Origin of the sequence: Xanthomonas vasicola (assembly GCF_000772705.2) — a bacterium.
Classification (GTDB): Bacteria; Pseudomonadota; Gammaproteobacteria; order Xanthomonadales; family Xanthomonadaceae; genus Xanthomonas; species Xanthomonas vasicola.
This window is the reverse complement of record NZ_JSBW02000002.1, coordinates 68,391-81,949: the sequence shown is the minus strand read 5'-3', so window position 1 is coordinate 81,949 and position 13,559 is coordinate 68,391. Positions and strand designations below refer to the sequence as shown.

Sequence of the window (13,559 nt, the reverse complement as noted above, 5' to 3'; positions counted from 1 at the left end):
TGGGCCTACACTGCAGTCTATACAGCCGCCGCGGGGTGCCAATGACAGCGACAGCCGAGTTTAACATCCACACCATCGACACCGGCTTTGGTGGCGTGCAATTCGATGCAGCGTATTTGATTGTCGAAGCGCGACGGGGTGCCTTGATCGACTGCGGCACTTCGCTGTCGGTGCCGCAGATGTTGGCCGCAGTGCAGGCGGCGGGGCTGGTGCCTGCACAGATAGAGTGGTTGATCCTGACCCATGTGCATCTGGATCATGCCGGCGGTGCAGGAGCCTTGTTGCAGCACCTGCCCAATGCGCAGGTGCTCGCGCATCCGCGCGGTGCGCCGCATCTGATTGACCCCACGCGGCTGATTGCCGGTGCCGCCGCAGTGTATGGCGAGGCGGAAATGGCGCGCAGTTACGGCGTCATCGAGCCGGTGCCGGCCGAGCGTGTGGTCGAGGCGGCCGATGGTCACACCGTGATGTTGGGTGAGCGCGCGCTGCGCACCATTGATACCCCAGGGCATGCACGCCATCATCTGTGCGTGTGGGATGCGCGCAGCCGCAGCTGGTTTACCGGAGATACTTTCGGTCTGTCGTATCGGCAACTGGACAGTGCGCGAGGTGCCTTCATCCTGCCGACCTCTTCGCCGGTGCAATTCGAGCCCGAGGCGATGCTGCAGTCGATTACGCGCCTGATGGACGCCGCACCGGAGGCGATGTATCTCACCCATTACGGCCGTGTCGCATCGCCGGTACCGTTGGCGCAGGCGCTGGGCGAACAGATTCATGCGATGACCGAGATTGCGCTGGGCTGCGCGCAACGTCCGGACCGGCATCGCTGCATGGTGGCGGCGTTGACCGAATTGTATTTGGAACGCGCACGCCAACATGGATGCCGGTTGGACGATGCCGCTGTGGAGCGGTTGCTGGCAACGGATATCGAGCTCAATGCGCAAGGGCTGGGCTGTTGGTTGGATCGTGCGGTGCGTACGCGTTAGCGCTCGTGGATCGGCTGATAGCTCTTCTTGAACGCTGTAGCGAATTGTCACGTTGTTCAAAGCCGGTCAGCCGAGTGCGCGGTGCCATCGCCGCTCGCGGGACACGCCGCAAGTACGTCCTTGTAGGCCAACGGTCCCGCAAGCGGCGAGGACACCGCACCAGGCAGTGCGTCGATGATCTTCTTCAAAGCTGTGCGGTTGCCTGGCTTGAATTGGAAGGCGCATGGGGCACGCAGCTGCAACAACAATGTCCGTGGTGACACGATTGCAAACATGCACGTCGTGCGTTTCGAAGGTCGCTCTCCGCCCCCCTGTGGCCCCTCAACCATGCACGCCCTCCCTGCGATCGACTGCATTCTCGCGTCATAGCGCTCCTGCGTTGGCTACGCGCTTGTAAACTATGTGTCATCTACTTGTTGCAAGGCCTCACCGTGAATCCGATGCGCATCCTGCTGTTGTCCGCCTGCCTGTTTGTGGGAGGTGTGGCGCAGGCCGCCAACGATCTGCCGGGCGGCGGCATCGATGGCGAGGCGTTGTCGCGGCATGTGCGTCTGCTGGCCTCGGACGAATTCGAGGGGCGCGCGCCGGCCAGTGCTGGTGAGCAGCGCACGGTCGATTACCTGGTGGAACAGTTCAAGGCGGCCGGCCTGGAGCCAGGTGGCGAGCAGGGCGGCTGGACGCAGACAGTGCCGCTGGTGCGCGCGCAGGTGGATGGGCCGGTGTGCGCGAGCCTGCATGTCGGTGGTAAGACGCAGACGCTGGTCAATGGCAGCGATGTGACCTTGCAGAGCCTACGCCCGCAGAAGGCGGTCGCGCTGAAGAATGCGCCGCTGGTGTTCGTCGGGTACGGCATCAGCGCGCCCGAGCGGCAGTGGGACGATTACAAGGGCGTGGACCTGCGCGGCAAGATCGCCGTGGTGCTGATCAACGATGCCGATTTCGAATCGCCGCAGCCGGGCGCATTCGACGGCAAGGCCGTGACCTATTACGGGCGTTGGACCTACAAGTACGAAGAGGCGGCGCGGCGCGGCGCGGCCGGTGTGTTGATCGTGCACGAGACTGCGCCAGCGGCGTATGGCTGGGTCACGGTGCAGAGCTCGGGCATGTCGCCACTGTTCGACATCGAACGCAGCGATGCCGATGCCAGGGCGCAGCATGTGCCGGTGCGTGGCTGGATGCAGCGTGCGCTGGCGGTGTCGTTGTTCCAGCAGGCGGGCCTGGATTTCGAACAAGCCAAAGTACGTGCGCAGCAGCGCGATTTCGCGCCGGTGGCACTGGGTGATGCGACGTTGTCAGTGGATTTCAAGCTCAAGCGCGAGCGTGTGGTCACGCACAACGTGGTGGCTAAAGTTACCGGCAGCCAGCATCCGGATGAGACGGTGATCTTTTCCGCGCACTGGGATGCGTTCGGTATCGGCAAGGCCGATGCCAGCGGCGACACGATTCGGCGAGGTGCAGTGGACAACGCCACCGGCGTGGCCAGCGTGCTGGAGCTGGCGCGCGTGTTTGCGGCTGGTCCCAAGCCGCAGCGCACGCTGTACTTCATCGCGTTGACGGCCGAAGAAAAGGGTCTGCTTGGCGCCAATTACTACGCGGCGCATCCGCTGGCGCCGTTGGACAAGACCGTGGCCGTGCTCAACATGGAAATGTTCAGCCCCGATGGCCCGACCCGCGACATTGCTTCATGGGGACGTGGCCGCGTGTCGCTGGAAGGCGATCTGGAAACCGCTGGCAAGGCGCGTGGCCGCAGCTATTTGACGGACCCGAATCTGGAAGCGGGCTTCTTCTACCGCGCCGATCATTTTGCGTTCGCGCGCATGGGCGTGCCGGCAATCACTGCAGGCCCCGGCTTGGACATGCTCAACGGCGGCGTCCCTGCCGGCAAGGCATTGCGCGATAAATATTTCGCCGATTGCTACCACCAGCCGTGTGACCGTTGGACCCCGCAATGGGATGCCAGCGGCCATGCCGACGATACAACGCTGGTTTATGACGTGGGCGTAGCGCTGGCCAATGGCCGGCAGTGGCCGAGCTGGCAGGACGGCTCGGAGTTCAAGGCAATCCGCGCCAAGAGCGACGCAGCGCGCAAGTGAGCGCGCAAGAGTGAGAGGGCATCGTGCCCTCGATCAAGGGGCTAAGAGCAGCTAACGAAACCGCTGCGCTGATCGTCAGATGGGCGCAGCTGTTCGATGCGGCACGTGCCACTCGTACGCTGCGGATCCTGCGTTCTGTCCACGCGCATCGGACGGCCGCTCGCGACGCTTTGGTCGTCGCTTCCGGTGCGAATGCTGGCGTTGTCGTCAACGCTATCGCATTGAACGCCTAGGTATAGGAGTGCTCTACGACGTGCCGATGTTGCGTTACTTGCCGAGGCCGGCACGCTTGCCCTTGTCGCCCCCGCTGCACGGATAGCGCTTTGCCAGCGCCTGGACGATCAAGCCGGGTGCGGCTTCGTCCTGGCGTGCGTCGGGCAGCGCGCCGATATCGGCGATGATCGCCTGCAGATACGGTGCGGCAGTTTTCCCCGCCGGCATGCACCACTGGGTGCGATAGCTGGCGCTGGCGACGCCAAGCAGATAAGCGCCAGCGCGGTCGGCCGACAGCATGACCTTGAGTTCGGCTCGCTCCGGCGCGGTGATTTCTGGCGCGAGTGATCCGTCCAGTCCGGCTTCGATCAGCTTGCGTCCGCTGAGTTCCCACGGCTCGGGCGCGCGTGCCATTGCTGTGTTGGCCACTGCGCTCAATGTGGCCAAAGCTAGGCAAAGAAGACGGTGCTGCATATGCACGCTCGGATGCGGTGTGAATTGCACGATACCGCGACCGGCGTGCGGCGTGGGCTTTCGCATTTGCTTTAGAATTGAAGTTTCCGCTGCACTGCCTGGCACTGTTCCGATGTCTTCCTCTCACGATGCTGCCGCGCCTGCGCGCAGCGGGTTAGTTGTTCTCGCCTTGTTGCTGGTCTACGTGGTGTGGGGCTCGACCTATCTGGCGATCCGCTTTGCGCTGGAAGGTGGCGCGCAGCCGCTGACGATGGTGTCCGGCACGCGTTTCATCGTCGCCGGTAGCGTGCTCTACAGCGTGTTGCGCTGGCGCGGTGTGGCTGCGCCCACGCGCGCGCAATGGAAGAACGTGGCGCTGATGGGCGCGGCGTTGGTGCTGTTGGGCAACGGCATGGTGGTGTTGGCCGAGCGCAGCGTGTCCTCCGGTCTTGCTGCCACTGCGGTGGCTTCGGTGCCGTTATGGATGGCCTTGTTCGGTGCATTGCGCGGGCAGCATGCCAGCCGCGGCGAATGGTTGGGCATCGTGATCGGCTTTCTGGGTGTGGTGTGGCTCAACGCCGGTAGCAGTTTGACCGCGACGCCGGGTGGGTTGATGTTGCTGCTGATCGCGCCCATTGGTTGGGCATTCGGCTCGGTGTGGTCGCGTGGCCGCGATCTGCCTTCGCCGTTCATGACCGCCGCCGGACAGATGCTGTGCGGCGGCGTGCTGCTGGTCAGCACCGGCTTGCTGATCGGTGAGCACCCGCAGGCATGGCCGAGCGCGCAAGGAGTGTTGGCGGTGGCGTACCTCTGCGTGTTCGGCTCGATCGTGGCGTTTACCGCCTACGTGTGGTTGCTGCATCACGTGCGCCCGGCGCTGGCCGGCAGCTACGCCTACGTCAACCCGGTGATCGCGGTGAGCCTGGGCGCCTGGCTGGGCCATGAGCGCTTCAGCGCGCAGGACATCGGTGCGATGGCGGTGATCCTGGCGGGCGTGTTGGTGGTCACCTTCGCCAAGGCGCGGCGATGAGTACGGTCTCGCCGCAGGAGGCGCGGCGCGGGCTGTTGATCACCGCGTCCACGTTCGTGCTGTGGGGGCTGGTGCCGGTGTATTGGCATCTGCTCAAGGCGGTGCCGTCGCTGCAGATCATTGCCCATCGCATCGTGTGGAGCACGGTGCTGGTGGTGGCATGGCTGCTGGCAACATCGGGCCTGCGCTGGTGGCGCAGCATCGCCGCGCAGCCGCGCGCACTGTGGATGCTGGCCGGCAGCAGCGTGGCGATCGCGTTCAACTGGGGCTTGTACATCTGGTCGATCAACGCCGGGCATGTCATCGAGGCCAGCCTGGGGTACTTCATCAATCCACTGCTGAGCGTCTTGCTGGGCGTGCTGGTGTTGAAAGAGCGCCTGCGGCGCACCCAGTGGGTGGCGGTAGTGTGCGCGGCAGCAGGTGTGCTGTGGCTGACCATCGATGCCGGTGCGCCGCCGTGGATCGCGTTGGGGCTGGCGGTGTCGTTCGGTATTTATGGGCTGCTGCGCAAAGTGGTGGCGGTGGATCCGGTGGCCGGGCTGGGCGTGGAAAGCGTGTATCTGTTCGTGCCAGCGTCGCTGCTGGCAGCCTGGGGCGAGCAGGGCCATGGTGGCGCATTCCTGAGCGGCTGGAACCTGTGCACCGATGCGATGCTGATCTTCGGTGGCGTGGTGACGGCGCTGCCGTTGATCGGCTTCGCTTACGGCGTGCGGCGCATTCCGCTGTCGTTGGTGGGCATCCTGCAATACATCGCGCCAAGCCTGCAGTTGCTGCTGGGCGTGTGGTTCTTCCACGAGCCGTTCGACCAGGGGCGCGCGATTGGCTTCGCCGCGATCTGGGTGGGCTTGCTGTTGTTCGTCGGCGACAGCGTGATGCGTTCGCGGCAGTGGGTCGTGACGCGCTGAGTCAGCGCAGCGCTGCACGCAATACGTTTGGCCTATCGGCGCGAATGGTGCGCGTCAGCACGCTGCGATTGTCGCGCTCAACTCTGCGGCACCACCAGGGGTCTGGCCACCGCCAGCGTGGAAGCGGGCAGCGTCTGCGGCGCGGGACAATGGCTGGGGTCTTGTTGCACCTGTGCCAGCCATTGATCGATCGGCCCGCCGAGCAAATCCAGCCGTAGCGGCAGACTCAAATGGTTTTCGCCCGGTAGCTCGACGTAATGTGCACGCGCGCTGGCCAAGGCGAGTGCGCGGCCATGCGCCACTGGAATGTGCTGATCGGCATCGCCATGCAATAGCAGCACGCAGCTGCGCGTGTCGGCCAGGGCGTGTGCGACGTCGACACGGTCCAGGTCCAGCTTGAGCTGGGTGTCGGCTGCTGCAATCACCGCGTCGATATTCTGGTCGGCATAGCGCCAGCGCGCATACGCGGCCACCGCCCGCCCGCGCCACCCGTGCGGCTGGCTGGAAAGCAGGTGCGGCACCATGTCGCGAATACCGCGCCCGGCATTGGCGAAGGATTCCATCGCCACCACGCCGGTGACGCGTGGACCGAGTTTGTCGGCAGTAAACAGCGCGGTGGCCGCGCCGTAGGAAATACCGAACAGATACAGCGGCCCGCGGATTTCGCCGCGCGGTTGCAGCGCATCGAGCACGTCGATGACATCGTCGGATTCGCGCGTGCCGTAGCCGGACGGCCCACCGCCGGAATGACCATGGTTACGCAGGTCGATGGTGACCACGCGGTAGCCAGCCTGTGCCAATTCCAGCGACCAGGGCAGCAGCGAATCGCCATCCATCATCCAGCCGTGCAGCAGTACCACGGTGCCACGCGGTGTCGGCGGCGCAGCGGTCGGGACCTTGAAACTGAAATCCACATCCAGCGCATGCGCCGGGTCGTTGCGCTGACCCCTGTAGCGGTACTGCATGGCGTACTGACCGGGATCGATCGCGCGCCAGAAGATCGGCACGCCATCGCGCGTCACCACATGCCCGCTGCGGTTGGGCACCGTGGCGATGGTGGCGGCGATGCGTTCTTCGTCCAGCAACGGCGAGGTGCCACCGGGCGCAACCAGGCGCTCGCTGAGCGAGGTGGAAGAAGAGGAGCAGCCGGCCAGCCACAGGCAGGCGCAGGCCAGCAGAATCAGGCGCGTCATGGAGAAGATCGATAGATGCAACGGCCAAGCAGGCTACGGGCTGCCCGGCGCGCGCATCTACCGCACTGCAGTGACAAAACGATGACAGTCCGGAATGTGTTCAGCCGCGGCAGCCGGATGCGCTGCTTTGGCTGTCACCAATCCCCATCCCAACTCCCCGATCCCGGGCGGGCGAACGCCCGCCTACACCTCGCGCAAGGCGGTGGTGATCGGCAAACGCGCCGCACGCAGCGCCGGAAACAGACCGCCCACCAAGCCAATACCCAGCGCCCATTTCAGCCCGCTCCACAACAACTCCGGCGAGACCTTGAACTGGAACACCACCTGGCTGAAGTTGTTGCCCAGTGTGGAGACGGTGTAGCCGTTGAACACCGCCCACGCGATCGCCCCGCCCAATAGCCCGCCCAACAGGGCCAGCAACATGGTTTCGAGCATCAGCGCCATGATCACCGGCGTGCCGCGAAAACCAATCGCACGCATGGTGGCGATCTCACGCGCACGTGTGGCCACCGCCGCATACATGGTGTTGAGTGCGCCGAACACCGCGCCCACCGCCATGATTGTGCCGATCACCGTGCCCAAGATGCTGATCAATTTGTTCAAGCCGCCGCCTTGTTTGCCGTAATAGGCGCGGGTGGTTTCCACATCCAGTTTGAGCCGCGGGTCGGCGGCCATGGCGGTCTTGAACGCGCTAAAACCCTGCTTGCCGGTGGTGCGCACGCTGATCGATTGATAGGCGCTGCGGTTGTACGTGGTGGCCAGGGTCTGCGCGTCGGTCCACATCTCCGAATCGTGCGCATCGCCGGAGGCGAACACGCCCACCACGGTCCATTGCTGGCTGCCGAGCGTGAGTGTCTTGCCCAACTCCAATCCGCGAAACTGGTTCAACGCGCCTTTGCCCACCACCATTTCGCGCAGGCCGGTGTTGAAGCGGCGGCCTTGCACAATCCTGATCTTGTCATGTACGGCCCAGGCCTGTTCGCCCACGCCACGCAGTTGCGCGTTGACGTCGGTGCCGTCTGAGCGGGACGCGATGTTCACCACTTGCGAGAGTTCCGGCGACAGCAGCGAGCGGCCGTTGGCGTCGGCGGCGATGCCGGGCAGGCTGCTGATCAGCGGCACCAGGTCGCGGGTGATCACCGAGTTGGTCTCCGCCTGCGAACCGCCGCGCAAGACAATCGCGGTGGTGTCGTCGCCAGTGCTGTTGAGGGTGGCCTGAAAGCCCTGGCCCATCGCCAGCATCGCCACCAGCACGCCGACCACGCCGGCAATGCCGACCACGATCACCGAGCTGGAGCCCCAGCGTTGCGGCAACGTAGCGATGCCGATGCGCGCGGCAGCCAACGAAAGCCGCCCGCTGCGTGTGACCAGCAGCCACACCGCCAGCAATCCGCCGATCGGCAGCAACACCATCCACGGCAGTGCGATCCAGCCAGCCAAGCCGAGCGCCAGCAGCACGGTCGACACCAGGTTGACCCCACGATCTTTCCATTTGCGTTGCATGTGCATGCTCCTGTCAGCGGCCGGCGAGTGCATCGACGATCTTCAAGCGCTGCGCGCGTAACGCCGGCAGCACACCCACCACAATGCCGATACCGGCCATCAACCCGAATGCGACCAGCCAGGTCTGCAGCGGCACGGTCTGGGTTGGCATCAGGCCGCCGCTGCGCGCGGCGACTGCCGGGATCACCAGCGCCGCCAGTCCCATGCCGATCAAACCACCCAGGCCGATCAGCAACATCGATTCCGCCATCACCAGACTCAGCACGGTGCGGTCCTGAAAGCCCAGCGTTTTCAGCGTTGCCAGTTCTGGAATGCGCTCGCGCACGGCCTGCGCCATGGTGTTGCCGGTCAGCAGCAACAAGGTAAAAAACACCGCGGCCATGATCGAGGTAACGATCAAGCCGATATCGGCGAACTGCTTGACGAAGGCCTGCTGAAACGCCGATTCGGTCTGCGATTTGGTTTCATGGTCGGAGTTGGCCGACAACGCATCGATCGCCTGCGCCACGCGCGATGCCTGGTCGGCATTGCGCAGCGTCACCGTGTACCAGCTGACCCGGCTCTTGATGTAGTCGTTGGACTCGTCGAAGTATTTCCAGTTCATCATCAACTGGCGTTCCTGATTCGCGGCCACCGTGCGGTCCTTCATGCGGAAGATGCCGACCAGTTTCAGCGGCCAGTCGTTGCTGCCGCCGCGCGGAAAGATGGTGGCCTGCAGCGGGATGGTGTCGCCGATCTTCCAGCCATTTTGCTTGGCCAGGCTTTCGCCAACGATCGCGCCGGTGCGGGTGGTCTGAAATGCCTTGAGCTGATCCTTGGGCAATTCGTATTCGCTGTAGACGTCGAAGAAATTCGGCGCCACCGAGAAGTTGGGGAAGAAGTTCTTCGGGTCGCGGTAGATGCCGCCGAACCACATCGCCGAGGTCACATCGCGCACGCCCGGCACGCTGCGGATCTGGTTTTCCAGATTGATCGGCAACGATTGTGTGATCGACAAACGCGAGGCCACCACCAGCCGGTCCACGCCGCTGACGCTGCCGCCGGAGGTGAAGGCTACGCGCACCGAATCGAGCATGCCGAACAATAAGAACGCCGCCACCACCGAAAGCAAGGTCAGCAAGGTGCGGGTCTTGCTGCGGAACAGCTGGGCCCACACCAACGAGAGATACTTCATGGCAGCGCTCCCTTACAGTGCAAGCGGCGCATCGGCCAGCTCGCCCTTGTCCAGATGGATGGTGTGGGTGGCGTATTCGGCGGCCTTGGGGTCGTGGGTGACCATCACGATGGTCTTGCCGTGTTCGCGATTGAGCTCCTGCAGCAGGCGCAGGATTTCTTCGGCGTTGTGGCGGTCCAGATCGCCGGTGGGCTCGTCGCAGATCAGGAAGGTGGGGTCGGAGACAATCGCGCGCGCAATCGCCACGCGTTGTTGCTGGCCGCCGGACAATTCGCTGGGCTTGTGGTTGCGACGCTCCTGCAGGCCGACCAGAGTCAATGCGATCTCTGCATTGCGCTTGCGTTGCGCGGCGTTGAGCGAGGTCAGCAACAGCGGCAACTCCACGTTCTTTTGGGCGGTGAGCATCGGCATCAGGTTATAGAACTGAAACACGAAGCCGACGTGGTGGCTGCGCCAGGTCGCCAGCTGGCCGCCGCTCATGCGGTCGATGCGCTCGCCTTCAATCTCGATCTCGCCACCACTGGGGCTGTCCAGCCCGCCGATCAGGTTGAGCAAGGTGGTCTTGCCCGACCCGGAGGGCCCCATCAACGCCACGAAGTCGCCGCTGGCGATCTCCAGATCGATGCCGTGCAGCACCTGCACCTGCTCGGGGCCGCGTTGGTAGGTCTTGGTGATGTTGCGCAAACTGACGAGAGCGGACATGGCGACTCCTTGCGGTGCAATGGAAGAGGTGAGAGCAAAGCGACTGCGACTGTCTGATGCGGCGCTGCGGTGACACGACGAGCTGATGTGCAGTGGAGAAGCCTGCGTGTGGCGACACCTCATCGACTGCTACAGCAGCAACGCGCGTTACCGCACACGCTGCCGATGTCTAAAAATGTGTGACTGCCAGAACGCTTGAGGATGTTGAAGCGCAGCGCGACCGCGCATGGGTTGACACAGTCGGTACCGCTTTACGGAAATTTCAAAGCGTTTGCCGCAGCGCGGCGCAGGCGCCAGCGCATCAGCGTTTTCCCATCGCCGCGCTTGCCGTGCCCCCGAGCAGCAGGGCTGCCTGCGCTGTCTGTGGTTCTTCGTTATTCGGCTTCGGTCACCTTGTCGCCTTCCTTCAACGCTTGCGGCGGATTCAGCACCACGCTGTCGCCCGCGGTCAGGCCCGACAGCACCTGCTTGTCCTCGCCCATCACCATGCCGGTGGTGACGGCATGCGCGCTGACGGTGTTGTGCTCGCCGACCACGAACGCGACTGTGCGCGTGTCGCGTTCCACCAGTGCAGCCGTCGGTACACGCACCCCTTGCGGCTTGGCCGTTTCCTGCGGTTTGGCCTGCTCAAGGAAACTCACTCGCACGCCCATTTCCGGCACGATGCGCGCGTCCTTCACCTTGAGCGCCACGCGCACTTTTACAGTTGCCTTGCCACGGTCGGCGGTCGGAATGATGGCGATCACTTCGCACGGAATCTTCCATTCCGGATACGCATTGAGCACTGCTTCCACCGGCATATTGGGTTGCACGCGGCCGATGTAGGACTCGCCCACTTCCACTTCGATTTCCAGCGATTCCATGTCCACGATGGTGCCGATACCGGTGCGGGTGAAACCGCCGCCGGCCGACAGTGGCGAGACGATTTCGCCCGGCTGCGCGGCCTTGGCCGTAACCACGCCGGCAAACGGCGCGCGCACCACATTGAAGTCCGAGCGGATGCCGGCGATGGCCAATTGGTCCGACGCGACCTGCACGTTGCGCTGCGCATTCTGCAGCTGCGCGCGCAAGGCATCGCGCTGCGCAGTGGCTTGTTCGTACTGCGAGCGTGAGACCAGCTGCGCACCGATCAACGATTGCAGGCGCGTAGCGTCGGCATTGGCCACGGCCAGTTGCGCCTGCATGTTGTCGACCTGGCTACGCGCGGCCGACAACTGCGAGGCCGATAGCGTGCGCTGTGCATCGGCATCCAGCGGGTCGAGCGTGGCCATCACCTGGCCTTGTTCGACGCGCATGCCTTCTTCGATCATCACCTCACGCACCTTGCCGGTGACTTGTGCCGACACCGTGGCCATCCGTCGCGCCACCACATAGCCGGAGGCGTCCAGCACCGATGCGCTGCTGCTGCCGGCGCTGATCGCCACCACCGGCGCTGTCTGCACCTTTAGCACCGGGCGGCGCGTAAACCACCACGCGGCGGCAGCCAGCACGATGACGATGATCACCGCGGCGGCGATCCAGCCGCCACGGCGTGCGGGCGGTGGCGTGGCAGGGCGCTGCCGGTCGATACGGAGTTGCTTGAGCAGATCGGCGAAAGTGTTCATTGATGACCGGGACGGAAGGCTGTGCGAAATGTGACGGTCTGCGGGCAGCGCGGCAAGCTGCCGGAAGTCACCAACCGCGGTGTGGCGACGAACGGTTACTGCGCGGACGCCATGGCCAGATGCTGCGGAGCATGCGGCCAGCACACCACGTCCACCAGTGACAGCTGTCACCTGCAGACCATGACACTGGCGACTGTGCGTCATCGGCGCGGGCGGCAATGCTGGCGGCTCCTCGGCAAGGCGATACCGGCATGCGTTCTTTGCACCTGCACCTGTATCGCTTATGCCTGCGCGGGCGAGTAGCCGCGTCGGCACGCAATCGCAGCCCGGTAATTACCGGCGGCATAGATGCATGAGGCCGCTTGCCCACACCGTCTTGCACGCGCCCGCGCGCAGGCGGGCCCGGCAGTGGCAGAATCCGCTCACCCACACGGACCTTTGCTGATGCGCCTTCGGTTTCCCGCATGGCTTCGCCCCGCTGCCAGTTCGCAGGCTGCCGCGCGGATGGCGCAGGGCCAATCGCCGTGGATGGATAGCGTCCACCTGTTCTGGTCGGCCTGGGTGTTCGTGGTGCCGGCGTTTACGACGCGTGGCTACGATAAGACCTGGCTGTTGTGCACGCTGGCGTCTTATCCGGTGTTTCTGCTGTTGTACGCACGCATGTTGCTGGCGCCGCGCGGCACCTTGTATCGCTACGCCTGGGCGATGGGCGTGCTGAGTGCTGCCTTGCTGCCGGTGTATTCGGCGGGGCTCAGCTACTTCGTATTCGCTTGCCTGACCTTGCGCCCCTCCACGCGGCACGCGTTGTGGCGGCACTTCGCGATGTTGTTGCTGATGAACGCGTTGTACCTGAGCTGGGCGCGCTGGCTTGGGTTGAGCTTGCAGGCGCTGGTGTGGATGCCGGTGACGGTGCTGGGCATGGCAGCCGTGGGTGCGGTGTACAGCATCAACGAACGCAAGGACACGTTGCTGCGCTTGTCGCAGGACGAAGTCCGTCGGCTGGCAGCCACCGCCGAACGCGAGCGCATCGGTCGCGATCTGCACGACCTGCTTGGCCACACCTTGTCGCTGGTAGCGCTCAAATCCGATCTTGCCGCGCGCCTGATCGAGCGCGACCCGCGGGCGGCACGCAACGAGATCGATGCGGTGGCACAGATCTCGCGCGATGCATTGGCGCAGGTGCGACGCGCAGTGACCGGCATTCGCGCGGCCGGCTTGGCAGCCGAATTGGCATCGGCACGTGTGCTGCTGGACCTGGATGGCATTGCGCTGGAACAGCAATTGGAAACGCTGGCCTTGCCGCCCGAACACGAAACCGCGCTTGCGCTGGTGGTGCGTGAGGCGGCCACCAATGTGCAGCACCATGCTCAGGCAAAGCGGGTGCGCGTGCAGCTGCGTGCGCACGGCGAGCAGGCGGTGCTGGAGATCACCGACGACGGACGCGGCGGCGTGATCGTGCCCGGGAACGGTCTGGATGGCATGCGCGCACGCTTGCAGGGTCTAGGCGGTGCACTGGATGTCGAAGCGTTGCCGCGTGGCATGCGGTTGCGCGCCAGCTTGCCGTTGCCGCGTCCGGCAGCTGTTCCGGCCCCTCCACTGTCGCCAGTGATGCCGCAGTCGCACTAAGACGCGTTGCTGCTTGTGCACGAGGTGCACCGGCGCTGTTATGGTGCGCAACCGTTGCATGCATGCGAGCGCGACCG

Annotated in this window: 11 protein-coding genes and 1 other RNA gene; 6 read left to right on the top strand and 6 right to left on the bottom strand. The window is 64.5% G+C overall.

The features are described from left to right. The first annotated feature begins 41 nt into the window (after nucleotides 1–41). The 3 genes from NX05_RS00440 (at nucleotide 42) to NX05_RS21310 (ending at nucleotide 3,258) form a co-directional block, all read left to right on the top strand. On the top strand, nucleotides 42–986 hold the full coding sequence (locus NX05_RS00440; RefSeq protein ID WP_039431641.1) for an MBL fold metallo-hydrolase: 945 nt from the start codon (nucleotides 42–44) through the stop codon (nucleotides 984–986). A gap of 440 nt (nucleotides 987–1,426) precedes the next feature. Beyond that, nucleotides 1,427–3,079 (top strand): M28 family metallopeptidase, encoded by a 1,653-nt coding sequence (locus NX05_RS00430; protein WP_052239602.1) that lies wholly within the window; start codon nucleotides 1,427–1,429, stop codon nucleotides 3,077–3,079. A gap of 103 nt (nucleotides 3,080–3,182) precedes the next feature. Next, nucleotides 3,183–3,258, top strand: a non-coding RNA gene (locus NX05_RS21310) — sX9 sRNA. Between the two features lie 88 nt (nucleotides 3,259–3,346). On the opposite strand, the gene NX05_RS00425 is transcribed toward NX05_RS21310, so the two are convergent. Then, the gene (locus NX05_RS00425) at nucleotides 3,347–3,799 is read right to left on the bottom strand and encodes a Rap1a/Tai family immunity protein (protein WP_039431684.1); all 453 of its coding nucleotides are present in this window, start codon (nucleotides 3,797–3,799) and stop codon (nucleotides 3,347–3,349) included. Nucleotides 3,800–3,878: 79 nt separating this feature from the next. Here NX05_RS00425 and yedA point away from each other — a divergent pair, with 79 nt between their 5' ends. Both yedA and rarD read left to right on the top strand, forming a co-directional pair. Continuing rightward, nucleotides 3,879–4,775 carry a drug/metabolite exporter YedA gene (gene yedA / locus NX05_RS00420; protein ID WP_039431631.1) on the top strand — a complete coding sequence of 299 codons (897 nt, stop codon included), beginning with the start codon at nucleotides 3,879–3,881 and terminating at the stop codon, nucleotides 4,773–4,775. Continuing rightward, nucleotides 4,772–5,680: an EamA family transporter RarD gene (gene rarD / locus NX05_RS00415; protein ID WP_010374858.1), complete on the top strand. Its 909-nt coding sequence runs from the start codon at nucleotides 4,772–4,774 to the stop codon at nucleotides 5,678–5,680. The genes yedA and rarD overlap by 4 nt, the downstream gene beginning before the upstream one ends. A 77-nt stretch (nucleotides 5,681–5,757) precedes the next feature. On the opposite strand, the gene NX05_RS00410 is transcribed toward rarD, so the two are convergent. The 5 genes from NX05_RS00410 to NX05_RS00390 form a co-directional block, all read right to left on the bottom strand. Then, the gene (locus NX05_RS00410) at nucleotides 5,758–6,873 is read right to left on the bottom strand and encodes an alpha/beta hydrolase family protein (RefSeq protein WP_039431628.1); all 1,116 of its coding nucleotides are present in this window, start codon (nucleotides 6,871–6,873) and stop codon (nucleotides 5,758–5,760) included. Between the two features lie 183 nt (nucleotides 6,874–7,056). Further along, the gene (locus NX05_RS00405; protein ID WP_039431625.1) at nucleotides 7,057–8,376 is read right to left on the bottom strand and encodes an ABC transporter permease; all 1,320 of its coding nucleotides are present in this window, start codon (nucleotides 8,374–8,376) and stop codon (nucleotides 7,057–7,059) included. Nucleotides 8,377–8,389: 13 nt separating this feature from the next. Further along, nucleotides 8,390–9,550 carry an ABC transporter permease gene (locus NX05_RS00400; protein WP_039431623.1) on the bottom strand — a complete coding sequence of 387 codons (1,161 nt, stop codon included), beginning with the start codon at nucleotides 9,548–9,550 and terminating at the stop codon, nucleotides 8,390–8,392. Nucleotides 9,551–9,562: 12 nt separating this feature from the next. Then, the gene (locus tag NX05_RS00395; RefSeq protein WP_010374850.1) at nucleotides 9,563–10,252 is read right to left on the bottom strand and encodes an ABC transporter ATP-binding protein; all 690 of its coding nucleotides are present in this window, start codon (nucleotides 10,250–10,252) and stop codon (nucleotides 9,563–9,565) included. Between the two features lie 374 nt (nucleotides 10,253–10,626). Then, nucleotides 10,627–11,856, bottom strand: a complete 1,230-nt coding sequence (locus tag NX05_RS00390; protein ID WP_039431619.1) for an efflux RND transporter periplasmic adaptor subunit — start codon at nucleotides 11,854–11,856, stop codon at nucleotides 10,627–10,629. A 444-nt stretch (nucleotides 11,857–12,300) separates the two neighbouring features. Here NX05_RS00390 and NX05_RS00385 point away from each other — a divergent pair, with 444 nt between their 5' ends. Further along, nucleotides 12,301–13,482, top strand: coding sequence for a sensor histidine kinase (locus NX05_RS00385; protein ID WP_039431616.1), 1,182 nt, complete (start codon nucleotides 12,301–12,303; stop codon nucleotides 13,480–13,482). The last annotated feature ends 77 nt before the right edge of the window (nucleotides 13,483–13,559 follow it).

Bases quoted from the DNA above. Each gene is read 5' to 3' on its own strand.
- NX05_RS00440 (WP_039431641.1), top strand. From the start codon at position 42: ATGACAGCGACAGCCGAGTTTAACATCCACACCATCGACACCGGCTTT.
- NX05_RS00430 (WP_052239602.1), top strand. From the start codon at position 1,427: ATGCGCATCCTGCTGTTGTCCGCCTGCCTGTTTGTGGGAGGTGTGGCG.
- yedA (WP_039431631.1), top strand. From the start codon at position 3,879: ATGTCTTCCTCTCACGATGCTGCCGCGCCTGCGCGCAGCGGGTTAGTT.
- rarD (WP_010374858.1), top strand. From the start codon at position 4,772: ATGAGTACGGTCTCGCCGCAGGAGGCGCGGCGCGGGCTGTTGATCACC.
- NX05_RS00410 (WP_039431628.1), bottom strand. From the start codon at position 6,873: ATGACGCGCCTGATTCTGCTGGCCTGCGCCTGCCTGTGGCTGGCCGGC.
- NX05_RS00405 (WP_039431625.1), bottom strand. From the start codon at position 8,376: ATGCAACGCAAATGGAAAGATCGTGGGGTCAACCTGGTGTCGACCGTG.
- NX05_RS00400 (WP_039431623.1), bottom strand. From the start codon at position 9,550: ATGAAGTATCTCTCGTTGGTGTGGGCCCAGCTGTTCCGCAGCAAGACC.
- NX05_RS00395 (WP_010374850.1), bottom strand. From the start codon at position 10,252: ATGTCCGCTCTCGTCAGTTTGCGCAACATCACCAAGACCTACCAACGC.
- NX05_RS00390 (WP_039431619.1), bottom strand. From the start codon at position 11,856: ATGAACACTTTCGCCGATCTGCTCAAGCAACTCCGTATCGACCGGCAG.
- NX05_RS00385 (WP_039431616.1), top strand. From the start codon at position 12,301: ATGCGCCTTCGGTTTCCCGCATGGCTTCGCCCCGCTGCCAGTTCGCAG.